The sequence below is a fragment of the Cytobacillus sp. genome, assembly GCF_964223445.1.
GTDB lineage: Bacteria > Bacillota > Bacilli > Bacillales > Cytobacillaceae > Cytobacillus.
This window is the reverse complement of sequence record NZ_CAXQGS010000026.1, coordinates 1-24935: the sequence shown is the minus strand read 5'-3', so window position 1 is coordinate 24935 and position 24935 is coordinate 1. Positions and strand designations below refer to the sequence as shown.

Here is a 24935-nt window from a genome sequence, read left to right as displayed (position 1 = left end):
GTGCCTGATCCCCGGATTAGGCACCTGTAATTTTCGATTGAAGGGATTCTGGCAGCAGCTGAAAGAACAGACCTTGATACTTAAGATCTAGCAGGCCCGCAATCAGCAAAATAAAAATTATGAAGAATATAATCCATGTTTTATTTTTTTTCAACAATTTGTCCACCTCCATGAATAAGAGCTCCTCAGCAGGAGCTCTTTTGATTAATACGTTAGTTTATAAACGATTTCCCCATCAATTACCCTGCCATCTGCTTCAAAGCCCAGTTTTTCATACAACCCCTTCGCCAGATTGTTTTCAGGCTCAAAGCTTAAATAGATCACCTTATGCTCCTGATCCTGCTTAATCCGCTCAATCAGCTTCTCCATGGCCGCTTTCCCGTATCCTTTTGACTGATGCTTTGCATCAATCATCAGGCGGTAAATCCAATATTCCTTATCATCGTAATCCATGCAGTACATCGTAAAGCCCACTAACACATCATCATAATAAATCGCTAAGCAAATACATTCCGGAAAGGCTTTTGCCTGTGCAAGCGAAAACACATTTGGCGCGACAAACGACTTCTGTTCTTCTGCTACACGCAAATCTATGACATCGAGGAAATTATGCCTGTCTATTTCTCTGAATTCAATCATGTGATCCCCCTGAAAGCAATTTTCTGGTACCTTGGTGCCACCCCGGACTTTAAAGAGTTCGAGTCAGACACCATGTTATAGATTCGCTGCTTCCACATAGAAATCCTTCCAGCCACGACTATGTTGAGGTATGCCATTCAAAGTGCCAAACAGACAATGGAACTCTTAATGGGCACCTGGACGATATGTCTAATTTTCGTATTGTGCCTTGTAATTCTATAAGATCTGTAAATTGGCAGGTTTTATCTTACTCTTCTTATGGACAGAATAAACTTAATCTTTCTTGCAAACCTTCTAAGATTTCTTCCGGCATCTCCCTGACCTTGATATCCCCTCCGAGGAAAAGCAGCCAATTGGTCATTTCGGTCAGCTCTTCTGAATTATTGACATTAATAAATGTCTTTAGAACGGCTGTTGTTTGGTAAGGATTTGTATAAGAAATGGATACTTTTAAAGGATGGTATTTTTTGAACTGGGCAATGGCCTGTGGGCCGAGTTCTAGGACAATATTGATTACTTCCTCCTGCTTGCTTATTTTTTCTAAAATGTTTTTTCTGCTTGCTCTTTTGCTCACAGGATATGGTTCGACATTGGTGAGATTGTCCACGGGGAAAATTTGTTTCTTTTCTTCCTTTAAGTCAAAGCCTTCAATCAGCCAGATGCTTTTTTCACGATAAAGGTGCAAGAGATAAATTGGATAAGACCTGATTCCCTTCTCTTCATTGATGGTGATCAATAAATAGCTATCCAAAAGAAGGGTTTGGATGAGTTTTTCCAGCATCGGATGAGGGAGATCCGACAGTTCAAGCAGGTCGGGATTATTGGGGTTAGTCCCTTCAAACAGCAGGATTTGATTTAATAGAACCAGGTCTTCCTGCTGGTTTTCTGAGATGAGGCCGAGCAGTTTTTCAGCCAAAGACTGACGGCTCTTTAGATAGGGGAGCTGCTGATTTCTTGTAGCCATAAAGGCAATGAACAGTGCTTTGATTTCATTATCGGTAAAGCGGACAGTGGGCAGGACAGAATTATTCATAACAAAATAACCACCATCTCTTCCAACTTCAGCGACAAGCGGCATCCCCATGGCTTCAATTTCCCGAATATCTCTAATAGCCGTTGAACGGGAGATGTTAAATTCCCGCATGATTTCAGAAATAGTAAAATGGGCGCGGTTATTGATATACCGCATCATCACATTGATCCGTTTAACTTTTTTCATCGGCTTCTCCTAAACAGTATCATTTTTTGACATGATTTAACGTTATTATAAACTTATCAAATGGGCAAATCATTTGAAATGATTAAAAAAGGATGGGTTTGAAAATGGCAAATTATACTCTGGAAGAAAAAGAAAGCTTTACTGTTTTAGGCATCGGAACTGAATTGAAGAGCGATTACACTGACTATGCCGGCATCAATAAGGAAAAGGCGGACTTTTGGCAGGCAGTTAAACAGGATGGCAGGCTCGATAAATTAAAAGCTGTAGCCACAAATGATTACATTTTTACCGTAAACGAAGCCGTAAATAACAAGATGATGCATTATGCAGGCGTCATGACAGATAAGTCGCTTCCAGAAGCATCCAGACTGATCCAATTCCCTAAAGGGGAATACATCGTTGTTAAAGGGGAAGCCGAGACATCTGAAATGTTGAGTAATATGCTTACGGGCATGGCCTTTGGTCAAGTCTTGCCGGAAGCAACGAATGTTGCCTATGTTGGCGGGCCAAATACAGCGGTTGAGATGGGCCAGCGAAACGGCTTAGTATTTGGTGAAATGTGGATTCCTGTTGTTAGGAAATAAGAAATAAAGGCGGGATGGCAATGTCCTATATGGTTGATTTTAAAAACGTGTCTGAGATTGGTTTAGAGTCTTCACCGGCAGTAGAAGCCCTTGCTGGTTTGCGCGCGAATGAAGCCCGTTACTTCATGACCAAATATAAGCATGAATTTACAGTTGTACCTGCCAGCGAAAGCCAGGAAACCCTTGAATATGTAAACAATATCTTGAAAAAAGAACGGGATATAGAGTTTGCAGCCAAACCTTTAGAAACGTCGCAATTTCAAGTCGAAAATATCAAATGGACCTATGTCTTTTATGAGGATGGCCTCAGTGTCAACGTTATGTATTCGGTTGATGATCCTAAGAAACGTGCCGTTGGCTTCAAGCTTTCTGAGGGGATGGAAGTACCAAAGGAGTTAGACGGGAAATTTAAGTTTGCCAGGCGGAAGTCTAAATTGGCGGGGGTTATTCGGGGATCGTTTTTTGTTATAAGAGGGGAGTATTAGGGTTAGAAATTATTCAACTCTAAGGACAATGAAACAATGATACAGACAATACATGTAGGCAATTACAAAACAGCACCTCTCCATTATATTAGGGGTGCTGTTACTTTTTCGTAAAGTACAGAGTGTATAACATTATTGAATAGTTAGATTTTATAATATATGCTGTTCCAGAAAATATACCGGAAAGGAGGATAAGAAATACAACCATAATGGATATATTAATATGTTTGCTTTTATTCTTATAAAGTAAAAAATGATTATTATACTGATAAAAAAGCATTCATAATTAATATATTTTCCATAATTATTTATCCTCCCTAGTATATATTTTAATCCGGGTTTAAGTATTTTTATTTATCATATTTCTTCTTTTATTTGTAATCATTTCTAGGACCTGCATCCATTACAACCTCTACCATATTGGAAGGCCCCATTCTGAGTTTAGGTCTATACTCAGAATCCGGTAAACTGTACAGCTCCAATGGACTTATGATTACTCCATCTGGCGTATTATGGAGGATTCCGGGCACGCAGGTATAAATGCGGTCATCATTGTTGGCATTTTTGGCTGATATCGTAACGGAGGTGCCGCTATGATTATCTATACTCATGGACACTTTGTATCTGTAGAAAGAACCCGTTCCATTAGACTGGGCAGAGTAAACGACAGGCACAACTGCCAGGATATCATTATTCAGCCTCAATTTAATTACTTCTGTCTTCGTTGAACTGTAATCTCTTCTAACATCCCCCATATGTTCAACTGCTCCGTTTGCAAAACTTTTAAGTGGAGGTGTGCCGCTTGCACCAAACATTGCGACATCGATCTGCCTGCCATTCTTTGTATAAACCAGAGCATAGATATCATAATCTGTTCCAGTTTTCCAAGATACCGTGGCTGTAATCGTTGGAGTTTTTTCAATGATCACCGGCTTTTGACCTTTGTCGAGACTGATTGTGCCCTTCACCTTTTCAAGAGTGATCGTGTTTTGGAAATTTTTGTTTTCGGCAGCAACAGGAAGAGACTGAACGGTCTTATTTTCAGCAGGCTTATTTTCCTCAGTGGAATCAACTTCCACACCGTAATTTTTACATAACCCTTCAAGCCCGGATTCAAATCCGCGCCAGATTGATTTTGCCTTTATCTGACCATTCCTTACATATAATTCTAAAACCACAATCCCATTTTCCTTTGTAAAACTCGATGGAGATAACTCGATGGTCGTATGACCCGTACATATATCTGCTTTTAAATTCTTTACATTCGAGAACCCCATGTGGCTATCTTCTGTCAGAGTAATCGCTATTTTATGAATGCCTGCAGGGACTTTACTCATATCAAATTGAATAGTATGTACTTTCCTATTCCCTTTATTTTCAGCCGGCAATAGAGCTGCTGCACCAGAAGGGCTCTCTGGCTGGTTATAAAAAATAATCCCGCTGTCTCCTTGTACCTTATCTGAATCTGTTAAAAGGAAAGCAGTTAAGGAAATATCGATCAAATGAGACATATCGTAGCTAACAGTGACATAACCATTTGGGGAACTTAAAACTGTATTTCCCCCCATTTGCAGCATTGAATTCAATTAAACCACTCCTGTTTCTCTATTTAAAAATTGTTGCAGATTCTTTATATTAAAATTATAATCTCACTGTAAATTATACCATTTTATTGAAACCATATAGGTGAAAACTACTGCAAATTAAAAAGCAGCCACAATATAGCAGCTGCTTCGAAAAACAGAAGATAAATCTTTATTACTTGAGGCTGAGGTTATAACCATATTTCTTTTAATACTTCATCTACAGAATTGCCAAATATGTTTGGATCTTCCTTTTTTATATCATTCAATAAGTTTATTATTGTTTCTTTTGTCTTGATATCTACTTTAGATAGTATATTTCCGTATGTACTTCTTACTTGGTCATTATTTAGAATCCTATAATGTAAAATTTCCATCCCATGATGATCCGTCCCAGCTCGTAGGTTGTCTTCAGTCCTTCCATGTATCTTCTACAGCTTTGGATGCACCCTCGATGACTCCAACAACCTTCTGCTCCTTACATCTCATTAGTCTTGCGGCAGAACCCTATAATGCTTCTGAATGAGTCCCGTGTCGAACACTTTGCTGCCTGCCAGCTCCAATTTACTTTCCTGGTTTCAGAGTCTTTGAATAGCCGACTCTGCTATATTTTCATTCAAAATTAAATAAATCTAAAAATAAATAAATGGCTATCCCGAAAGATAACCGTTTATTTATTTATTATTCTTACTCTATTTATCTGAGTTGTTTTCTAACTCTTTTAAAAAATCTGTGTCAATCCATACTTTTTTCACTTTATATCCTTCTTCTTTTGATTCCTTTATGTTATCTCTCTCAATAGAATTTAAAAATTCTTTAAATGTTTCTGCAATAATATACAAATCATTAATAGTCATTTTTTCGTCTTCGTATTTTTCTTCTTCATGATCCCAAAAGTAAACATTACCATATTTACCTTCTAATAAATTTAAACATACCAAATTCCCACCTGCATCTCTTCCAATTGGAATACAAGTATTTGGTATTCTATTTTTATATGTTTCAAATTGGCTTATTAAGTCCTCTTCTGACCCTAATCCAAACATAGATGTCAAAATAAACTTTTGCTCTCCATTTTTATAATAAGTACTAATGCTATTTTTTACATAACCACCATTATGGTGTCTCAAAAATTCAATGTAATCATTTGGTAACTCATACCCTATCTTTTCAGAAAATGCAATTAATTTATTTTCATTAAATCCTTTATTTGAAACTATGTTGATCATAAAGCACCTCCGTTATTTTTCTATGGTCTAAGCCCTTTTCTAATCAATGAAGCGCCACCAGTATGCCTTACTTCTCCATGAATATCACTTGGAACCAACATCATTGTCTTTCCATCTTCTACGTGATGCCATGTATATCCTGCCGGAGTATTTTTGAGACCTAATAGAAAGTGCCTTCTTTCATTTACCAGCCTGGCCAACCGTCGATACTTCCTCATGGAAATCCTTCCAAGTGAGAGCCTTTGGATGGTAATGAGATAGAGATAAGCTTCCGCTTTTGAACATGCTCGCCATTTTTTGAATGTACTGGTTCATGAGGTTTAGATCATGCAGGATAGGGTCCAGTGCAGCCGTTTCCCGATGGTCAAACTCCTCCAATTTTTGAACTGTTTTGCGACTTGAATCCTCGGCTCGCTTTAATGCCTGGATAAAACGGCCATCCTCCAGCTGTGGAAACGCAACAATATCGCTTACGGACTTCATGATTTCATTTGCTTCCTGTGTCAGCTCAGCAGTGATTTGAAGAGTGTTTCTTAGCCCCTGTTGGAGCTCATGCTCCAGAAATTCCTGACGGATAAAGCCTGAAGGGTAGGGTTCAAGATTACTCAATGAACCTATGAAACTTTTTAAGTAGGATCGATACTCGTCAATCCAGGATTCAAGGAATTGCAAAAATGGCTGGTGGCATTCCTGAAAAAAAGCGCGTATAGCCTGGCCGCCCTGGCCTTTGAACGCATCATCAAGAGAGATTAGTTCCTGGATGGAAAACTGGACTTGATTTACCTGCTCCTTAAGAATCGATAATTGATTGCTGGTTTCGTGGATTCCTGCAAGCAAGGAATCTACTTCAAGAACTTTCAACAGAATCAGCTCCGTATTAAAAATTCCATTTTCTTCTTAAAGGACTCGGGCAATTAGTTGAATAGGAATTTAGGCATGAAATAGTGTAAAAAGTTCCTTAGGAATTGTTTAAATATGCTGTGTCATCATTGATTCCGACTTAACAAATTGAGTGGCAAGGTAATCCGCATGCCAAGACAGATCAATCTTTAAGTGGCATTAAAACTCTAGCAAAAAGGACTCTGAGAAAGCACAAGCAGCAGCTGATCAAATTATACGCAATACTTACCGGACTCTTATGACCAGAGGACAAAAATTTGTACTAACCCTTAGTGGAATGCTTACTTTGAAGAACGGTTTCAGCGAACAAGAACTAATAATGATGTTTCTCCTGGAAGAGTATTGAAAGTGGCTGAGGATTGGGAGGTTTATTAGAAAGAGAAATAAAAAAGTAGGAAAAGTGCCTTTTCCCTTTATAACATCTGGGTTGGGCACTTTTTTTATTGTTATTACTTCTGTAAGGTTCACCGGATTCTTTTTAAATTCTTCTGCCTTTTATTATTTATTCCCACGTTACGGTGTCGCTGCGGAGGAAGCAGCTGCCTGGTCGGCCTTCACACAATCAATTGCAACAACGAGTGCAATCATGATGGCTTCCATCTCTTCATCTATAATTTGAACCTTGTAGCTGTCGCCCCAAGTAAACCACTCCTTGCTCACTTTCCCTGCAACTTCGCCATGCTGTAATACCTGAAAATCCATATCCCACCAATTACCTTGTACTTCAATGCCTGCCGAATCAATCGTATAGCGTGCTTTAAAGAAGGATAACTCCTTCTTAATCGTCAGCACCTCTCGACCATTTACCTCAACAAAAAATTTCGGTAAAAAGCTAAACACCTTTTTCGTAATGAGGGCTATTTCATCTCTTGCTGTATTCATAATGGAGAATGTCTTTGGAATTTGCATAAAACTTCCCTCTACATAATATACATCGTTCTCCTGCTGGTCCTTTACTGTAAATTTGCCACTAAGACTAAACACCTTCTGCTTTATATAAAGTTGCCTCACTTTATGACCCCCTTTTTATATAGCATATTACAAATTAGTATAATCTTGTTCTAACTGTTATGAAACATCAAGGAAGACCACCATGTAACTATTCGGATTTAAAAGCGGCTTATGATACGGTTCACTTTGCATTTATGGTAAAGCTTCCTAAAGTTCATGCTAACTTAATAATGAATACAGTTGATATCCCATATAAATAGCCATAGCCCATATAATAAGAGCGGAAACTTGATTCATATATTTTAAGAACTTACCATTTTTATCAAATTGACCAATCTTCCTTCCAGAAATCGCTAAGAAAAAGAACCAGATCCAAGAAATCATAATACAAGCCACGGTAAACACCCATTTCTCAAATCCTGTATAAGCCAATGAACTAGTTCCTATAACTCCAATAGTATCCATAATAGCATGCGGATTAAGTAATGAGACAGAAGCAGCAAAAGTAACCTGACGACGTGCAGAAAAACGGTTTTGTTCTTGATTAGCGTTTATTTCCGGTGTATTTTTCCACATAATCCAACCCATATAGGCTAAGAAAAAGAATCCTACTAAAAATAACAAAATCTTTAACCATTCAAAACTAAAAACAATAATGGATACCCCGGCCACAGCTAAATAAATCAGTATTGTATCACAAACCCCTGCTGTAATAATTGCAGGTAAAGCATTGGTGAATTTGTTGTGTGTCGCTCCTTGATTAAATACAAATACATTTTGAACTCCTAAAGGTAAAATTAGTCCAAATGCCAATATCATTCCATGAAATAATGGTTCCATTATGATTCCCCCTATTCTTATCTAGAATAGCTAAGGACGAGTCATATGTCTCCAACCAATTGGATGGGATTCTACCCAACCATTTGGTATAATTTTAAAAAAGTGATTGGAGATAGCCTATGTCTGAATTAGATTGGAAGCCAGAAAAAAATTCATCCGTTCCTTTACATCAGCAAATATATGATTTTGTGAAAAACAAAATAATGAACGGTGAATGGACAATAGGCACTAAAATACCACCACAAAGAAATTTAGCAAAACGATTTCAAGTAAATCGCAGTACCATTGTAACTGCACTTGAAGAACTGGCTGCCAATGGATTAATTGAGTCTAAGGTTGGAAGCGGTACTAGGGTGATTAACAATACTTGGAGCCTGCTTGCTTCCACTCCTCCTCCAGATTGGATCAGTTATGTAAAATCCGGTATCCATAAACCAAATATAACGATCATACAAGAAATTAATAAATCCGAAGCAGACCCTAATATGATTAGGCTTGGAACAGGAGAACTTTCACCAGACTTGTTACCCAATAAAAAAATGGGGCAAATACTGCAAATGGATAATGAACAGTCTTTATCTCTTGGATACATGGAGCCTAAAGGAAGTCTATCTTTACGTAAAACGGTAAGTGCATATTTAAGAACAAAAGGAATCAAAGCGTCACCCGAATCAATTTTAATTGTTTCTGGAGGACTCCAAGCATTGCAATTGATATCAATTGGATTATTAAAAAGAGGATCAACAATACTTCATGAATCACCATCCTATTTGAACTCAGTACACGTATTCCAGTCGGCTGGAATGAATTTATTGGGTATTCCCCTTGGAAAAGAAGGAATTAAAAGTGACTCAATTGGACGTATGAAGCGACAACATCATGCGGCTTTACTCTATACGATACCCACTTTTCATAATCCAACAGGCACATTAATGTCTGAAAAAAGGAGGCTTGAATTAATAAAGGTTTGTCAAAGGGAGTCATTACCTATCATCGAGGATGATGTTTATGGTGATTTATGGTTTGAAACCCCTCCGCCAAAGCCTTTGAAAGCTAATGACACACAAGGAAATGTCCTGTATATAGGAAGCATGTCCAAAACATTGAGCCCAGGTTTACGAATCGGCTGGATTGTGGGACCCGAATCTGTTATTGAACGTTTGGCAGATATAAAGATGCAAACAGATTACGGGTCAAGTTCCTTATCACAATATGCTGTAGACAAATGGCTTAGTAGTGGTATGTATGAGGGTTTCTTAAAGGAAACGAAAGAGGAATTAAGATTCAGAAGGGATTTCACCATTCAAATTTTAGAGAAATGTTTTTCCGAGATAGCAGCATGGAGCATCCCAAAAGGTGGATTTTATATCTGGCTTAAATTACTAACAGGTGTTTCCACCCGAAAGCTATTTAACGCAGCCCTTCGAGAAGGAATTTTATTAAACCCGGGTAGTGTGTATGATAATAATGATGATCAGCACCTTCGTATTTCCTATTCATATGCTTCAATGGATCAACTAGAAGAAGGGCTGGTTTATTTAGCACAACTTATTAAAAATTCTTCTATGAATTGAATTTTATTGAGGATACCGTAATAACGGTATCCTTATTTTTATAAACGTCTATATATAAGTTTTTATCTAGGACAAGTTTAACTTTTTGTTTTACCACTATTTGTGATACGGTTCCCCCCGATTAATCCGAAAAGCCCTATAAACCTGCTCCAACAAGATCAGCTTCATCAACTGATGCGGAAACGTCATCTTCGAAAATGACAGCTTATCATCCGCCCGCTGCAAAACCTCCTGGCTCAATCCAAGAGACCCGCCAATGACAAATGCAATCTTGCTCTTCCCATATGTAGCCAGTTTATCCAGATTATCAGCAAGCTCTTCCGAAGATTTCATCTTCCCGTCTATTGCCAAAGCAATAACATGGGCATCCGGATGGATCTTCGCCAGGATCCGCTCACCCTCTTTTTGCTTCACCTGAATCATTTCCGTTTCACTTAGTTCTTCAGGGGCTTTTTCGTCTGGAACCTCAATGATGTCCAGTTTAGCATAGGCCGACAGTCTTTTCAGATATTCGTCTATTCCCTGCTTCAAGTATTTTTCTTTTAGCTTTCCGACCGTAATAATAGAGATATTCACAGCATGTCCTCACTTTACAAACAAGATATCCACAGAAGTTATCCACATGTCCACATTTTTCATCCACATCTTGTATGGGATCATTCGTTCGCTACAACATATATTGCGTTATTTTGACAATATTCACAGGTTGTTGATAACTTTTTATCCTCTTCAAGTTTTGTTAATTGCGGGAATGTTTCGTACTCATCAACTACTATATCTATTGCCAGATCAACGTGTTCGTCACAGCAGTAAATCATTTTCAGCATGCTCCTTTTTAGGCTGGCAGCCTGTTTTTTTATCCGATCTGTGGATAATTTTTAATTTCTTCTATGTATATAAGTTATCCACATCTCATCTTAACAAAACAACAAAAAACAGGAAAGCGATTCCCGCTTTCCCATTTAGTCTTTCCATTAAAATGTCTCGCCGCTCAGCTTCATCGTTACTTCCTGAGTTTTGCCGTCACGGTAAAACTTAATTTTCATCTGGTCACCCACTGATTTCTTCGTATACAGATGCTGACGCAATTCGATGATGTCTTTGATTTCTTGTCCATCCATCTCGACGATCACATCCATTTCCTTCAGTCCTGCCTGTGCAGCTGGAGAGTTCGGTTCAACGGAAGTGATGGCCACACCTGCTTTAACATCCTTAGGCAGTTTCAGCGCTTCCTGCTGGTAGTAGCCAGGAATTTCATTGACCGATGCCAGTTGTACGCCCATATACGGACGTTTTACTTCTCCGAACTTTTCAAGGTCATCAATAACTGGGCGTGCATAGTTAATCGGAATCGCTAATCCAATTCCTTCTACTGCACTCTCCGCAATTTTCATGGAGTTAATGCCGATGAGCTGGCCGCTGATATTAACCAGCGCTCCGCCGCTGTTACCCGGGTTGATGGCGGCGTCTGTCTGCAGCACCTCAGCCTGCCAGTCAACTGTTCCATTTTGATCGATATCAACCGGTATGGCACGCTCCAAGCCAGAAATAATTCCCTGTGTGACAGATCCGGAGAACTGGCCAAGAGGGTTCCCGATGGCAATGACAGGCTCGCCTGGCTTCAGTTTGTCTGAATCGCCGAATTCGGCAACTGTTTTAATTTCCTTTCCTTCTACTTCAAGCACTGCAAGATCCGTCCAAATGTCGCTGCCAACCAGTCTCGCGGGGAGCTTGGTGCCATCCTGCAGACTTACCTCCAGCTCTTGAGCGCCTTCTACCACATGGTGGTTTGTCACGATGAAGGCTGTATTTCCTTCCTTCTTATAAATAACTCCGGAACCTGTTCCGGCGGGCTGGCCGGCACTGCCGTTTCCTTCATTCGACCAAAAGCCGGCAGTCTGGATGTTCGAAATGCTTACGACCGCATCCCCAGCTTTGTCGACCGCTTTAGTTACATCTGTTGTCACATCAAGTGAGACATTCTGAACATTGGCGTTATTGTTATTTTCTGCTGCTTCATCCTGCAGCTTTTCATCCGGTTCAACCGTATAAGGGAGCACGTTGTAGTCAGATAGCTTTGGCACCGCAACCACGACCAGGATGGCCCCTAATATGACTCCAACAAGGCTGGCCAGAAAATATCCGCCCTTGTTGCCTTTTTGCCCTTTATAACGGTTCTGATGATCTTGATCATAATAGCCCAAACTGCACCCATCCTTTCTTTCATTTGCAAAAAACCGCTGTTAAAAAAGCTCTTTTTAAAAAATAAATGCTAAAATTTAGTCTTCCTTTATACCCAATATTATACTCTCCTGTTTTTAAAAATCTAATAAAAACGCACTTGCTGCAGCAATCTTACGACTTTGTTCATACTTTTTTTATATTTTTTCAAAAAAAGAAAAGAGGAACACACGGAAACGGCTGTCCCTCTGTGTATTCCTCTTCTGGTTATATTTAAACGGCTGTTAAAATCGTTGGGACCTTCGGATCGGTATCATAAAGGTCGAATTGTTCACCGACAATGATCCCGCGGCTTTCAAGTGTCTGTGATACGGACATTCTCGCCAGATCCTTAATATTGTTATCCTGGCTTAAATGGGCCAGATAAAAGCTCTTCGTCCGGTCGCCGGCCACTTCGCTCATCGCAAGGGCTGCATCCTCATTGGATACATGTCCGACATCGCTTAAGATCCTTCTTTTTATATTCCACGGGTAGCGGCCCATGCGAAGCATCTGGACATCATGATTGCTTTCAAATACATAAGCCTCCGCATTCGAAATCAGGCCTTTCATGCGGTCGCTGACATATCCTGTATCGGTGATCAGCACAAGCTTTTTCCCATTATGATGGAATACATAAAACATGGGATCGGCCGCATCATGGGAAACCCCAAAGGATTCAATATCAAGGGCTCCGAATGTTTTCACCGTTTCCATATCAAAATGAAACTTCTGGTCAACCGGGACCTGTCCAATCAGTCCGTCCATGGCCAGCCATGTTTTTTCATTCGCATAGATCGGCAGGTTATACTTCCGGGCTAGAATCCCGACACCCTTAATATGATCGCTATGCTCATGGGTCACCAGTATCCCTGAAAGCTTGCCGATGTCCCGGCCAATATGCTGAAATAATCCTTCCATTTGCTTCCCGCTTAATCCGGCATCAACCAGAAAGGAATGTTCCTCCGTCTCGACAAAGATCGCATTCCCAGTACTGCCGCTCGCGAGAACGCTGAATTGTAAAGACATGTTCTCCTCACTCCACTATTTTTTTCTCCTCGTTGTTCAGCTTAATGATTTTGCCCTCAAAGGCATCAACAAATAAATTCTCCTCGTCATTAATGACAAATCGCCAGGCAGGCGTTAACAATTGCGAAGAGCTCAAATGCACAAAGGTAAAATAACCAAGCTCTACATTTGTAATTTTTGACTTCGGCTGCAGTGAGCCGTTCTTGTAAAGTGTTTCAACTGCCTTTATCGGCTGAATGACTTTTTCACTTTCTTCCTTCGACTCAATCTTTGTCAGGAGCGTCTGCTTATAAGAGACAATTTCATTTTCATCATTTAAATAAAATGTGAGCTCGCCATTTAAATTCATATAAAACATCTTGCCTTCAAATTCCTGATAATACGTAATTTTATTACTGTTTTCAGGTTTCTCCCAGAAGCGGTATTGTTCGCCGTATAACACCCTGTTTTTGATAAAAGCGGATAATTCGGAAGGACTGAATTTATCACTGATCTTGATCGACTCGTCCAGGACAGAATTCAGAGTTGTCCCTTCTGTAATCGTAATTTCCTGGCCCTCCAGCCTTGTATCTCCTTCAAGGTCTTCAATATCAAATTCCACCGGTTTAGCCCTCAAATACCGGTCTTTCGGGTTACTTTTAGGAAGGGGCTCCTCAAATGTGATATCCGCACTCTTAAGCTGTTTTTCAAGGGATGCTTGTGCAATCGGTTCAAATTCACTGGCTTCCTTCAATTTGAAAAACTCATACATCAAATAAATATCCAGCACCAGGAAGGTTAGAATAAAGATTGTTTTGATCTTACTCCAATCCATTATTCATGCCCCCTGTCTCATCAAGCGAAATGCTTTTCCAAGTTCCTTCATACCGGTAGTACCAGGAAGGCTCCAGACGGATGAAGGTAGTCTGAGCTTCCTTGACCAGCATCATCTTATATCCCAGCTTTACATTCTCCAGCAATTCCGGATCAAGCCCTTCCAGACCTAACAAGTATTCCAATACGCGGGTCCCCGAACTTAGAGATACTTCTGATGGCTGTTCAGCACTCAGTCCAAGCTGGAAATTGCTCCGAAAATATTCGTAAATTTCATTTTGCCCCCAAATCTGGCGGATTTCAGAAATTTTCGGATCATCGCTGAAAATTGGATAACCTGCCGAATCATACATCCTGAATACCACTCTATGATTCAGCTCATCTATTTCGGCAAATTGGTAATTGTCTGTCCACCCAGAATGTCCGTTAATGTAATCAATGCTCCTTTTCAGCAGGTCGCCTGACGGAAAGGTCGGGTTATCCCCGGCAGCCGGCTTTACATATCGAAGGGTATTTTTGTCGGAATTTACCCTCAACAGGCTTAAGGTATCATTATACTCATCCTCTGATTGCTGAAAGCTTTTCTGTACGACACTTGGATCACTGAATAGAGCATTTTTATATTGTTCAGAGTCCAATTTTTTCTCCAAATACTGATATCTCACCATTTTTGTATCCTGTGAAGGCAGGAAAATGGTCCTTTCATCAGATGGTTTATATGCAAAATAGGCTTTATATTCAGGGTTGTACTCCGATAGATTGAAGAATTGACTTTTGAAATTCTGAATAAAGGAAACAGGCACACGGCTTCTAAAGACCTGCCGGTTATCCATAGATACAAAATCGACAATTCCATCCTTTTTCTCCAATTGCCTAGTATCAATGACAATATGGTCAAACTGAAAATTAGTCAGATTTTTATCAGCAATTTTAATTACTGATTTGTACAATTCAATCGGAACAGAATCCGGAAACGCAAGAACAGCTTTTCCTTCATCATGGACAAACGAAGGAAGAATGCCCGCTTCCTCTGTGATATTTTCAAAGTCAGCAAAATTCCACTCGCTGATTTCTTTCATGATTTTATCAATTTCACCTGGACTGACTGTTCCAAAGGTCTTTTTCTCCCCGAGATGGAATAAGAGGGTGTCCGGTCTGACAATCTGATTCACTTCTTTTTTTTCCGCTATTGTTACTTCCTGAACGGTATTTGCTTCTTTTTCAATCCGTTCAAAGTTCGGCTGGTAGGTCCAAAGGTTCCAGGTCAGGAGGGCGCTTGTCACTACTAGAATGGTCAGTATGATGGTTTTTATATTTTCATAACTCATTCCCAATCATCCTCTTCCGAGCGAACATATGGAAGGCTAAATGAAATCGTTGTCCCTTTCCCTTCTGTACTCGCTGCCCAAATTTTTCCGCCATGCGCTTCCACCATTTCTTTCGCAATGGCCAATCCGAGGCCTGTTCCGCCAAGCTTTCTCGTCCTGGCTTTATCCACCCGGTAAAAACGCTCAAAAATCTGATCAATATTTTCTTTTGGTATCCCCACACCCTGGTCTGAAACGCTGACAATAATAAATTCATCCTTTTCCTCAATGCTGAAGGTCACTTTTCCGCCTTCCGGAGAGTATTTAAGTGCATTCGAGATGATATTGTCCAGCACCTGGGTGAGCTTGTCTTCATCTATTTCCACAAAAGCTGAATGGTCCGGAAGTTTCCTTTCAAATGTAACATTCTGCTGCTTCGTCATTTCAAAACGGTCTATAATTCTATTATAGAAGAAAATAAAATCAGTCCAATCCTTGGTCAAGCGATAATCCTTGCTGTCCATTTTAGACAGCTGCAGCAAATCATTGACCAGGCGGATCATCCGCTCTGTTTCATTTTGGGTGACATCCAGGAAGTTTGGGGCAATCTCCTCATCTCTCCAGGCACCTTCCGCAAGAGCCTCCAGATAGCTTCTCATCGTTGTCAGCGGCGTCCTGAGTTCATGAGATACATTCGCCACAAATTCGCGGCGTTCCATGTCAATTTTCTCCTGCTCAGTAATATCATGCAAAACGGTAATTAAGCCGTTTACAAAGCCGGTTTCTTTTTGGATAACCGAAAAATTAGCGCGAAGGATCAGTGTTTTCGATTTGCTGCTGTAATCCAGGATAACCGAATCGCGCTCGTTCAATAGCTCTTCAAAGGTATAATCTTCTTCAAGGCCGAGCAAAGAAACAATCGGAGAAGACAGGACCGTTTCACGTGAAACATTCAGCATTTTTGCTGCAGGCTCATTAATTAAAATCACACGCCCTTTGCGGTCGGTTGCGATGACTCCATCGGTCATATAAGAAAGAACGGAGGACAATTTGCGCCGTTCGCCTTCTGTTGTAGCATGAGCTTCCTGAAGTTTCTTTGTTAAACTGTTAAAGGTAATGGCCAGCTGACCAATTTCGTCATACCCATACACCTTAACCTTGCGGGAGAAGTTCCCTTTTGCCATGGCAAGCGCCTGTTTCCGCATATCTGAAATCGGACGTGTCACCGTCTGGGCAAGGAGTATGCCCAGAATCGCTGTGATTGCTAACGCAATGGCTATACCGGTAGTGAAAATATTATTAATCTGCCTCATCTGTTCATAGATGTTCTCGATTTTAGCAACCAGATAGATGGCTCCATTGACATCCCCGTTATTTTTAATAGGCGTGACGAGAACCCATATCCGTTGCCCTTGGTCAACCAGATCCTCCGTTACCGGCTGCCTGGTGGCTATGGCCATTTTGATCAGATTATCAGTAGACCTCCCCCCGACAACCCCCTGATTATCGGGATCGGAGGTGCCAAGTATTTTCAGTGATTCATCAACCACACGGACTTCGGATATATCCGCCGAGTTGTAATCACTTAATAGCCTTCTTATATCTTCCTCCTGGGATGTTGCTTCCTCATCAGGAATCCTCACCTTGGTCATTTGTTCCTCTACATAATAGGTGAGAAGGTTAACCCTCTCCTGAATGGCATCCTTGAAATTGTCCTTTAAGGTCGTCTCCAGCTGCCTGACAAAGTAGACCCCGATAATCTGCATGGCTACCAGGATGAGAAGAACATATATGATCACAAACTTCAAATGAATGGACCGAAAAAAACCAACCTTTTCCATGTACCCTTTTACTCCTGTTCAGGATTCCGCAAGTAATAACCGACTCCTCTTCTTGTCACGATCCATGTCGGGTGGCTTGGATTATCCTCAATTTTCTCCCGCAGTCTCCTTACGGTTACGTCAACTGTTCGGACATCACCATAATAATCATAGCCCCATACGGTCTGTAGGAGATGCTCCCTCGTCATGACTTGTCCAATATGTTTGGCTAAATAGTGAAGAAGCTCAAATTCACGGTGAGTTAATTCAATCGTCTCACCGCGCTTGGAAACCACATAGGCATCCGGGTGAATAGTCAGGGAACCAACTTCAATTTCGTTGGATTCATCCTCTTCTTCCGTCTTGGAAGCAATTTGCTGATGGCGCCTCATATTAGCCTTCACACGGGCAATCAATTCTCTCGTGCTGAACGGCTTTGTAACGTAGTCATCTGCACCCAGCTCAAGTCCCAAAACTTTATCAATTTCAGAATCCTTTGCTGTCAGCATAATGATTGGCATATCGTATTTCTTGCGCACTTCGCGGCATACCTCAATGCCGTCCCTCTGCGGAAGCATGATATCAAGCAGAATCAGGTCCGGCTTGATTTCTTCTACTTTATCGAGTGCGTCATTGCCATCATAGGCACACACCACTTCATAGCCTTCTTTTTTCAAATTAAACTGCAGTATATCTGCAATTGGTTTCTCATCGTCTACAACCAGAATTTTTTTATCCATACCTATCTCCTTTTTCTTGCTCATTTATTTATTTTTGGAGCAGTAGAAGTCAGTTTCATACATATGTTATCTACTTTACTTTACCATTTTAACAGTGGGAATTCACCTATTAAGAAAAGCTGAAGCGCCTTGCCCACCCCCGACAAGCACAAGACGAGCCTCCCGGAAAGGCGTTCTTTGCCTTTTGGGGAGGATGGGCTTGTGACCTCGAGGGGGTAGGCGCTGGAGCTAGACAGTTAGCAAAGGCCTGTAAAACTTTTGTGTGTATTTTATCTTATTCTTAACTACAAAAGCCTCTAGCATGAAAGCTAGAGACTTTTTAGCAGAAATTATTTATTTATTTATATATTTAAGCGGATCTTGCATTTTTCCGTTTTTGTATACTTCAAAATGCAGGTGGACACCGGTTGAATCTCCAGTAGATCCCATTACACCGATCTTTGAGCCTTTTGAGACGGTTTGGCCAACGCTGACACTGATGGAGTCGAGATGGGCATAAACTGTGCGATAGCCATTATTATGGTCGATGACGATTTTGTTGCCATAGCCGCCATCCCTGCCTGCAGAGACAACTGTTCCATTGTCAGCTGCTTTGATCGTCCGGTCGCTAGGCCTTGCAATGTCAATTCCCTTATGCATTTTCCCCCAGCGGTAGCCCATTTTACTTGAGATATAGCCGCCGACTGCAGGATAAGCAAAGGTGCCTTCACCGCGGGATGGAATGACCTTGGTTCCCTTGATCACAATTTGTTTCACAGGCTCTTCAAGAACCTTTTCTTCTTTTACTTCTTTTTTGACCGTTTGGCCGTTTTCTTCAGAAATCAGATAGGTTGCAGCTCGAACGCCTTCCTGGCCTTCTTGCTTTATTTTCGTTTCGCCTTTAGGCATGCTGCTGTCTTCGATGACTTCTTGTTCGTAGTCAATTTTTTCCTTCTTGAAAACTTCCTTATCTGCTATCACTTTTACATACGGTTTGTAGACAGTCACATTTAATTCCTGCCCAGCTTTGATAAGGGAATCTTCCTTGAGTCCGCTGTTCAGCTCAATCAGCTGCTTCATATCGAGGTTATGGGCACTGGCGATATTGCTTAGTGCGTCACCTTCTTTAACCTCATATTTCTTTTCCTCAAGGGTTCCCTTTTGCAAAAGCTTCACGGCCTCATCTGCACTGATAATCTGATCCGGTTTCACGGATGTTTCAGAGATGGATACATCTTCCGTAAAACGGACATCTAAAAGACGTGTTTCATTTTCCTTCAGCTGAGGTAAAGGCGTATTAGCAGACGCCTTTCTTTCCTCGAGAGTCTTTATATCTTTATCTGATACATAAGAACTCTTGATTTTCTGAAGCGCCGCTTTGGCCTGCTCGTCATTTTCAACATATGCCACCTCTTTGCCGCCAATCACTAATGCAGCCGCTTCGGCATGAACTTCCATCTTTTCTTTTAAGCCATTGACCGCTTCTAATTCATTCACTTCTGAACTGGACTCAAAAACCTGTTCAGGAATGAATGATAGCTCAGTTGCCAGCGCCAGCTTCATTCCCTTGTGGGAACCTTCTGCCTCACTGATCTTTTTATCCGCAATATCCTCAATGACTTTCTTATCTGACACCGTTCCGATATATTCATCACCCATATAGACATAATAAACCGTTACAAGCTTATCATCATTAGCGGAAGCGGAAACGCCGCCTGCAAATGTTAAAGCAGCTGCTGCAAAACCAGCCGCAATCGTTCTATTTATGGTTTTATTAAAGCTCTTCACTGTTGATTCTGATGCTGAGGTTACTTTCTTCACCCATTTGAACATGGTTACATCCCCCTAGACTACGGTAACAAAAGACACTTTCATTTAGTGCTATGTAACTACGAATTTGTCAACCTGTTTTTTTCACAATATTTACTTTACCATACAGCAAAGCAAATAGATTACCAGACTCGGGAATGTAACAAAAATGTATAATAGCTGACATTTTATGACTATTAATGGTAAATTTTCTAAAGGAATAAAGAGGTTTTTTATCGAAGAAAAAGTAGGAAATTATCCCTATTTATAGGGGTTTATTAGAGGTACGAAAGAAGATGAATTAGGGGAGTGCTACATTACACCGGCCATGCAGCCGGAACCTGCCTTTATTACATGAATATAACAAAAAAGAGCATGATTGGTTACATACTCCTTTTTGGGATGGCTCAGGACGGAATCGAACCGCCGACACAAGGATTTTCAGTCCTTTGCTCTACCGACTGAGCTACTGAGCCTTATTAAGTTATTTTGCCTAAAAAATGTTTGGCTTCGTCCTTCGTCCCGATTTATCAATCGGTACGCTGAAGTGTTTCAAGGTAGCTTATTCGGTCGTGCTCTATCGACTGAGCTACTGAGCCTTAATTCATTTTGAGACTGAATATGTAAATGGCGGTCCGGACGGGACTCGAACCCGCGACCTCCTGCGTGACAGGCAGGCATTCTAACCAACTGAACTACCGGACCAAATAATAACCGCCAGCAAGTAAGCTGGGCTTGCCAGCCGTTTGCTGACGGTTATTCGCCATGACCCCTACGGGATTCGAACCCGTGTTACCGCCGTGAAAGGGCGGTGTCTTAACCGCTTGACCAAGGGGCCAAAAAATATAAATGGTGAGCCATGAAGGACTCGAACCTTCGACCCTCTGATTAAAAGTCAGATGCTCTACCGACTGAGCTAATGGCTCATACTTTGAATGTTTCCTAAAGCCTGATACTGCTAAGTCAGATGTTCCAAAGCCCTGCGTGCTTTGTCACAGATTGCTATTCGGGTGAAGAAATTCACAGATGCTGCAATCTGCTCTACCGACTGAGCTAATGGCTCATACTAGTACTGTGTGTGTTTCCAAGGTTGCCACCTTGGCGACGCTTTTTATAATATCATAGAGTTTTATAAAAGCGCAATAACTTTTTATAAAAATATTATTTTAGCGGAATTCTGCGGCAAGGTAGTGCCTGATCTTTAGACTGGAGTCCCCGTTTTAGGGATTGCTTGCACCTTGATTTATGGATTCTATTCCCCATTTTTGATGCTTTATTCCTCAATTTTGCAGTTCTTTTCCCCAATTTGAACAAACTATAACTGATTCGGACTCATTTCTCTGATTTTCTCCTTTTCCTGTCCGAATGAACACCTGATTCGGACTCATTCCCCTGATTTTCTCCTCTTCCTGTCCGAATGAACGCCTGATTCGGACTCATTCCCCTGATTTTCTCCTCTTCCTGTCCGAATGGGCGCCTGTTTCGGACCCGGCACCTTCAATTTCAGCTTCTCCTGTTCGCATACACAAGCCCACACAAAAAAAAGCCCTAATTCGCATTAGGGCTTTCTACAATCAAGTATTAGTTCTGTCTCCATGGGCTGCGGACTACGTTTGTCTGTGTGCGGTCCGGACCGACTGAGAAGATTGATAATGGAATTCCTGTCAGCTGTGAAACACGCTCCAGATAGTGGCGGGCATTCGCCGGAAGCTCATCCAGTGATTTGCAGCCTGTGATGTCTTCTGTCCAGCCTGGAAGCTCTTCGTATACCGGCTCACAATCAGCCAGTACTTTTAAGCTTGCAGGGAATTCTTCGATTACTTCTCCATTATAACGGTATGCTACACAGATTTTTAATGTCTCAATTCCAGTCAGTACATCGATGGAGTTAAGAGAAAGGTCTGTAATACCGCTGACACGGCGGGCATGGCGGACAACCACGCTGTCGAACCAGCCGACACGGCGGGCACGGCCAGTGGTTGTTCCGTACTCACGGCCTACTTCACGGATCTGATTTCCGATTTCATTATCAAGCTCAGTTGGGAATGGACCGTCACCTACACGAGTCGTATAGGCCTTGGATACACCCACAACATGCTTGATTTTTGTAGGGCCGACACCAGAACCGATTGTTACGCCGCCAGCCACAGGGTTAGAGGATGTAACGAATGGGTAGGTACCCTGGTCGATATCAAGCATAACTCCTTGTGCACCTTCAAAAAGCACACGGCGGCCTTCATCCAATGCGTCGTTAAGCACAACAGAAGTATCGCAGACATAATGCTTGATCTGCTGTCCGTATTCGTAGTATTCATCTAGGATTTCTTCGATTGTAAATCCTTCTGTTTCATAGAAGCGCTCAAGCAGGCGGTTCTTTTCTTCAAGGTTGCGCGCAAGCTTTTCCTCAAACACTTCACGGTCAAGAAGGTCCGCGATGCGGATTCCGTTGCGGGCTGCTTTATCCATGTAAGCAGGGCCGATGCCTTTTTTCGTTGTACCGATCTTGTTTGCGCCTTTGCGTTCCTCTTCCACTTCATCAAGCTTCAGGTGATATGGAAGGATGACATGTGCGCGGTTTGAGATGCGCAGGTTGTCTGTTGTAACTCCCTTATCATGAAGATAAGCCAATTCCTTTACAAGCGCTTTTGGATCGACAACCATTCCGTTTCCGATCGTACAAATTTTATCGCTATAGAATATTCCAGATGGAATTAAATGAAGCTTGTATGTTTCACCGTTGAATTTGATGGTATGACCTGCATTGTTTCCGCCTTGGTAGCGTGCAATAACCTCTGCATTTTCAGAAAGGAAGTCTGTAATTTTTCCTTTCCCTTCATCTCCCCACTGTGTTCCAACTACTACTACTGATGACATAAAAAAAGCACCTCCGGGAATCCCATGGTTTTGTATTTTCTATAAAATCATTTTTAATTAAGTAACTTATTTCAACCACTTTAGTTTATCAAGGTGATGTGTGATAGTCAATCAAACACGAACATTTTTAATAAAAATATAAAAATATGTTCGTAAAACCATGAAAATATGAAAATAAGAAAAGCAGAAGCGCCTGAAGCCAGACAATAAAAAAGAGGACATGCAAAATGCAGGCCCTCTTTATGCACCAGGCGGCGCAAATGAATCATCAAATCGTTTCTCTAAGTTTACGAATTTATTATACTCTTTTACAAAAGCCAGCTGAACGGTTCCAACCGGGCCGTTACGCTGCTTGGCGATAATGATTTCGATGATGTTTTTATCTTCGGATTCTTTGTCATAGTAGTCATCACGGTATAGGAATGCCACGATATCGGCATCCTGCTCGATACTTCCCGATTCACGGATATCAGACATCATCGGGCGCTTATCCTGCCGCTGTTCCACACCACGTGAAAGCTGGGACAGTGCGATAACAGGGACCTGAAGTTCACGGGCCAATTGCTTAAGGGAACGTGAGATTTCAGAAACCTCCTGCTGGCGGTTTTCGCCCGAACGGCCGCTTCCCAGGATTAATTGCAGGTAGTCGATCAGAATCATGCCAAGCCCATGCTCCTGCTTTAACCGGCGGCACTTAGAGCGAATATCTGTTATTCTGACACCAGGAGTATCATCAATAAAAATCCCTGCATTTGATAGGCTTCCCATTGCCATGGTCAGCTTTCCCCAGTCCTCATCTGTCAGGGAGCCGGTACGAAGCCTTTGAGCATCTATATTTCCTTCTGCACAAAGAATACGCATGACAAGCTGTTCGGCACCCATCTCAAGACTGAAGATCGCAACGTTTTCCCCGGTTTTTGTTGCCACATTTTGCGCGATATTCAGGGCGAAGGCTGTTTTACCTACGGAAGGGCGGGCACCGACAATGATGAGGTCATTTCGCTGGAAGCCGGCAGTCATGCGGTCCAGCTCGGCAAAACCAGTCGCAATCCCAGTAATATCTCCTTTACGGTTATGCATTTCCTCGATATTATCGTAGGTCCGGACCAGAACATCCTTAATATTATGAAAGGCACCGGCGTTTTTGCGCTGTGCGACCTCCATGATATTTTTCTCAGCCTCTCCCAGCAGAACTTCTACTTCATCCTCACGTGTATAGCCATCCTGGGCAATGCCCGTCGCCGTCCGGATCAGCCTGCGAAGCAATGACTTTTCTTCAACGATCTTTGCATAGTACTCGATATTCGCTGCTGTTGGAACAGAACCGGCCAGTTCACTTAAATAGCTAACCCCTCCGGTATCCTCCAGCAGTTTTGACGCACTGAGCTCTTCTGTCACGGTCACTAAGTCGACCGCTTTTCCCTGGTCGCTCAGCTTCAGCATCACATTGAAAATCTTCTGGTGTGCCGCACGGTAGAAGTCTTCTGGTATCAAGATCTCTGATGCTTGTGTAAGAGAGGAGGGTTCAAGAAAGATTGCCCCAAGCACTGCCTGTTCCGCTTCAATATTTTGAGGCGGGAGCCGATCCGCAAATAAATCACTCATCTGTTCAAACCTCCTAATAAGAAATGCGCAAGCGCCTGTCAGAACAAGCCAAATCGTTTGTTCATGCGCTTAAAAAGCATAAAGTAACACTATATCTATATAAAAATCTCTAAATTTCCCTTTAAAAAATGTGACCAGCCGAAACTGATCACATTTTTAATCAACCCTTTTATTTTAACATGTTTATCGGCAAAAGCCACTTCCAATATTAGTTTATCGCATTCATTGAAGTTTCATTTTATGCTTCTTTTACATGTACGTTTAATGTTGCCGTTACTTCAGTATGAAGCTTGACTGGAACCTTAGTGTACCCGAGCGTGCGGATCGCATCTTCCATTTCGATTTTGCGCTTGTCGATTTTGATGCTGTGCTTCTTTTGAAGCTCTTCAGCGATTTGCTTGCTTGTGATGGAGCCGAACAGGCGGCCGCCTTCACCTGATTTCGCATTAAATTCAACTGTCAGCTTTTCAAGGGTTTCTTTCAGTTTTTTTGCATCAGCAAGCTCTTCAGCAGCAAGCTTTTCTTCTTTCTTCTTTTGAGCATTCAGGCTGCTGATACTCGATTGGTTTGCTTCGACAGCAAGCCCTTGCTTGATTAAAAAGTTATGTGCATAGCCATCTGCTACATTTTTCACTTCACCTTTTTTGCCTTTGCCTTTAACGTCTTTTAAAAAGATTACTTTCATTCTTTTTTTCTCCCTTCAAAGTATTCATCTATAGCCTCTTTTAAACGGAC

At 41.4% G+C, this 24935-nt stretch carries 24 protein-coding genes, 4 tRNA genes and 1 pseudogene; 4 read left to right on the top strand and 25 right to left on the bottom strand.

Going from position 1 to position 24935, the window contains the following annotated elements; all coding sequences use genetic code 11:
• Nucleotides 1-16: 16 nt before the first annotated feature.
• From ACEQ1T_RS03390 to ACEQ1T_RS03380, 3 genes are all read right to left on the bottom strand, one after another.
• Nucleotides 17-154: a hypothetical protein gene (locus ACEQ1T_RS03390; protein WP_206841082.1), complete on the bottom strand. Its 138-nt coding sequence runs from the start codon at nucleotides 152-154 to the stop codon at nucleotides 17-19.
• 50 nt (nucleotides 155-204) lie between these two features.
• A complete protein-coding gene (locus tag ACEQ1T_RS03385) occupies nucleotides 205-639 on the bottom strand; it encodes a GNAT family N-acetyltransferase (RefSeq protein WP_370221749.1) in 435 nt (144 codons plus the stop codon).
• Between the two features lie 256 nt (nucleotides 640-895).
• The gene (locus tag ACEQ1T_RS03380) at nucleotides 896-1858 is read right to left on the bottom strand and encodes a helix-turn-helix transcriptional regulator (protein ID WP_370221748.1); all 963 of its coding nucleotides are present in this window, start codon (nucleotides 1856-1858) and stop codon (nucleotides 896-898) included.
• 104 nt (nucleotides 1859-1962) lie between these two features.
• On the opposite strand from ACEQ1T_RS03380, the gene ACEQ1T_RS03375 reads away from it, so the two are divergent.
• Nucleotides 1963-2442, top strand: coding sequence for a GyrI-like domain-containing protein (locus ACEQ1T_RS03375; protein WP_370221747.1), 480 nt, complete (start codon nucleotides 1963-1965; stop codon nucleotides 2440-2442).
• 20 nt (nucleotides 2443-2462) lie between these two features.
• Nucleotides 2463-2927: a phage tail protein gene (locus tag ACEQ1T_RS03370; RefSeq protein WP_370221746.1), complete on the top strand. Its 465-nt coding sequence runs from the start codon at nucleotides 2463-2465 to the stop codon at nucleotides 2925-2927.
• A gap of 371 nt (nucleotides 2928-3298) precedes the next feature.
• Here the strand turns inward: ACEQ1T_RS03370 and ACEQ1T_RS03365 are convergent, their stop codons facing one another.
• The 4 genes from ACEQ1T_RS03365 to ACEQ1T_RS03350 form a co-directional block, all read right to left on the bottom strand.
• A complete protein-coding gene (locus tag ACEQ1T_RS03365; RefSeq protein ID WP_370221745.1) occupies nucleotides 3299-4513 on the bottom strand; it encodes a TerD family protein in 1215 nt (404 codons plus the stop codon).
• 689 nt (nucleotides 4514-5202) lie between these two features.
• Nucleotides 5203-5739, bottom strand: coding sequence for an SMI1/KNR4 family protein (locus tag ACEQ1T_RS03360; protein ID WP_370221744.1), 537 nt, complete (start codon nucleotides 5737-5739; stop codon nucleotides 5203-5205).
• Nucleotides 5740-5759: 20 nt separating this feature from the next.
• Nucleotides 5760-5957, bottom strand: coding sequence for an HNH endonuclease (locus ACEQ1T_RS03355; RefSeq protein WP_370221743.1), 198 nt, complete (start codon nucleotides 5955-5957; stop codon nucleotides 5760-5762).
• Nucleotides 5920-6600, bottom strand: a complete 681-nt coding sequence (locus ACEQ1T_RS03350) for a ribonuclease YeeF family protein (RefSeq protein ID WP_370221742.1) — start codon at nucleotides 6598-6600, stop codon at nucleotides 5920-5922. The genes ACEQ1T_RS03355 and ACEQ1T_RS03350 overlap by 38 nt, the downstream gene beginning before the upstream one ends.
• 170 nt (nucleotides 6601-6770) lie before the next feature.
• Between ACEQ1T_RS03350 and ACEQ1T_RS03345 the strand changes: the two are divergent.
• Nucleotides 6771-6895: pseudogene (locus ACEQ1T_RS03345) on the top strand (DNA/RNA helicase domain-containing protein); the annotation flags it as partial.
• Between the two features lie 257 nt (nucleotides 6896-7152).
• Here ACEQ1T_RS03345 and ACEQ1T_RS03340 read toward each other — a convergent pair.
• Nucleotides 7153-7650, bottom strand: a complete 498-nt coding sequence (locus ACEQ1T_RS03340) for an LURP-one-related family protein (protein ID WP_206840974.1) — start codon at nucleotides 7648-7650, stop codon at nucleotides 7153-7155.
• Nucleotides 7651-7809: 159 nt separating this feature from the next.
• Nucleotides 7810-8430, bottom strand: coding sequence for a LysE/ArgO family amino acid transporter (locus tag ACEQ1T_RS03335; protein ID WP_370221741.1), 621 nt, complete (start codon nucleotides 8428-8430; stop codon nucleotides 7810-7812).
• 119 nt (nucleotides 8431-8549) lie between these two features.
• Between ACEQ1T_RS03335 and ACEQ1T_RS03330 the strand changes: the two genes are divergently transcribed.
• The gene (locus ACEQ1T_RS03330; RefSeq protein WP_370221740.1) at nucleotides 8550-10004 is read left to right on the top strand and encodes a PLP-dependent aminotransferase family protein; all 1455 of its coding nucleotides are present in this window, start codon (nucleotides 8550-8552) and stop codon (nucleotides 10002-10004) included.
• Nucleotides 10005-10100: 96 nt separating this feature from the next.
• Here the strand turns inward: ACEQ1T_RS03330 and rlmH are convergent, their stop codons facing one another.
• From rlmH to rplI, 16 genes are all read right to left on the bottom strand, one after another.
• The gene (gene rlmH / locus ACEQ1T_RS03325) at nucleotides 10101-10580 is read right to left on the bottom strand and encodes a 23S rRNA (pseudouridine(1915)-N(3))-methyltransferase RlmH (protein ID WP_206840980.1); all 480 of its coding nucleotides are present in this window, start codon (nucleotides 10578-10580) and stop codon (nucleotides 10101-10103) included.
• An 80-nt stretch (nucleotides 10581-10660) separates the two neighbouring features.
• Nucleotides 10661-10822 (bottom strand): CxxH/CxxC protein, encoded by a 162-nt coding sequence (locus ACEQ1T_RS03320; protein WP_009332445.1) that lies wholly within the window; start codon nucleotides 10820-10822, stop codon nucleotides 10661-10663.
• A gap of 156 nt (nucleotides 10823-10978) precedes the next feature.
• Nucleotides 10979-12208, bottom strand: coding sequence for a S1C family serine protease (locus tag ACEQ1T_RS03315; RefSeq protein WP_370221738.1), 1230 nt, complete (start codon nucleotides 12206-12208; stop codon nucleotides 10979-10981).
• A gap of 250 nt (nucleotides 12209-12458) precedes the next feature.
• The gene (locus tag ACEQ1T_RS03310) at nucleotides 12459-13253 is read right to left on the bottom strand and encodes an MBL fold metallo-hydrolase (RefSeq protein WP_206840984.1); all 795 of its coding nucleotides are present in this window, start codon (nucleotides 13251-13253) and stop codon (nucleotides 12459-12461) included.
• Between the two features lie 7 nt (nucleotides 13254-13260).
• Complete coding sequence (locus tag ACEQ1T_RS03305; RefSeq protein ID WP_206840986.1) at nucleotides 13261-14067, bottom strand: two-component system regulatory protein YycI; 807 nt, start codon at nucleotides 14065-14067, stop codon at nucleotides 13261-13263.
• Nucleotides 14054-15394, bottom strand: a complete 1341-nt coding sequence (locus tag ACEQ1T_RS03300) for a YycH family regulatory protein (protein ID WP_370221736.1) — start codon at nucleotides 15392-15394, stop codon at nucleotides 14054-14056. The genes ACEQ1T_RS03305 and ACEQ1T_RS03300 overlap by 14 nt, the downstream gene beginning before the upstream one ends.
• A complete protein-coding gene (walK, locus tag ACEQ1T_RS03295; protein WP_206840991.1) occupies nucleotides 15391-17214 on the bottom strand; it encodes a cell wall metabolism sensor histidine kinase WalK in 1824 nt (607 codons plus the stop codon). Before walK ends, ACEQ1T_RS03300 begins: the two co-directional genes overlap by 4 nt.
• A gap of 8 nt (nucleotides 17215-17222) precedes the next feature.
• Nucleotides 17223-17933: a response regulator YycF gene (gene yycF / locus ACEQ1T_RS03290; protein ID WP_206840993.1), complete on the bottom strand. Its 711-nt coding sequence runs from the start codon at nucleotides 17931-17933 to the stop codon at nucleotides 17223-17225.
• Between the two features lie 333 nt (nucleotides 17934-18266).
• The gene (locus ACEQ1T_RS03285) at nucleotides 18267-19745 is read right to left on the bottom strand and encodes a M23 family metallopeptidase (RefSeq protein ID WP_206840994.1); all 1479 of its coding nucleotides are present in this window, start codon (nucleotides 19743-19745) and stop codon (nucleotides 18267-18269) included.
• Nucleotides 19746-20124: 379 nt separating this feature from the next.
• Nucleotides 20125-20197 (bottom strand) — tRNA-Phe (locus ACEQ1T_RS03280).
• 152 nt (nucleotides 20198-20349) lie between these two features.
• Nucleotides 20350-20426 (bottom strand) — tRNA-Asp (locus ACEQ1T_RS03275).
• Nucleotides 20427-20487: 61 nt separating this feature from the next.
• Nucleotides 20488-20559, bottom strand: a tRNA-Glu gene (locus tag ACEQ1T_RS03270).
• 12 nt (nucleotides 20560-20571) lie between these two features.
• Nucleotides 20572-20647: transfer RNA gene (locus tag ACEQ1T_RS03265), tRNA-Lys, on the bottom strand.
• 655 nt (nucleotides 20648-21302) lie between these two features.
• The gene (locus tag ACEQ1T_RS03260; protein WP_206840996.1) at nucleotides 21303-22595 is read right to left on the bottom strand and encodes an adenylosuccinate synthase; all 1293 of its coding nucleotides are present in this window, start codon (nucleotides 22593-22595) and stop codon (nucleotides 21303-21305) included.
• A 240-nt stretch (nucleotides 22596-22835) separates the two neighbouring features.
• Complete coding sequence (gene dnaB / locus ACEQ1T_RS03255; protein WP_206840999.1) at nucleotides 22836-24200, bottom strand: replicative DNA helicase; 1365 nt, start codon at nucleotides 24198-24200, stop codon at nucleotides 22836-22838.
• A 238-nt stretch (nucleotides 24201-24438) separates the two neighbouring features.
• Nucleotides 24439-24885, bottom strand: a complete 447-nt coding sequence (rplI, locus tag ACEQ1T_RS03250; RefSeq protein ID WP_206841001.1) for a 50S ribosomal protein L9 — start codon at nucleotides 24883-24885, stop codon at nucleotides 24439-24441.
• Between the last annotated feature and the right edge of the window lie 50 nt (nucleotides 24886-24935).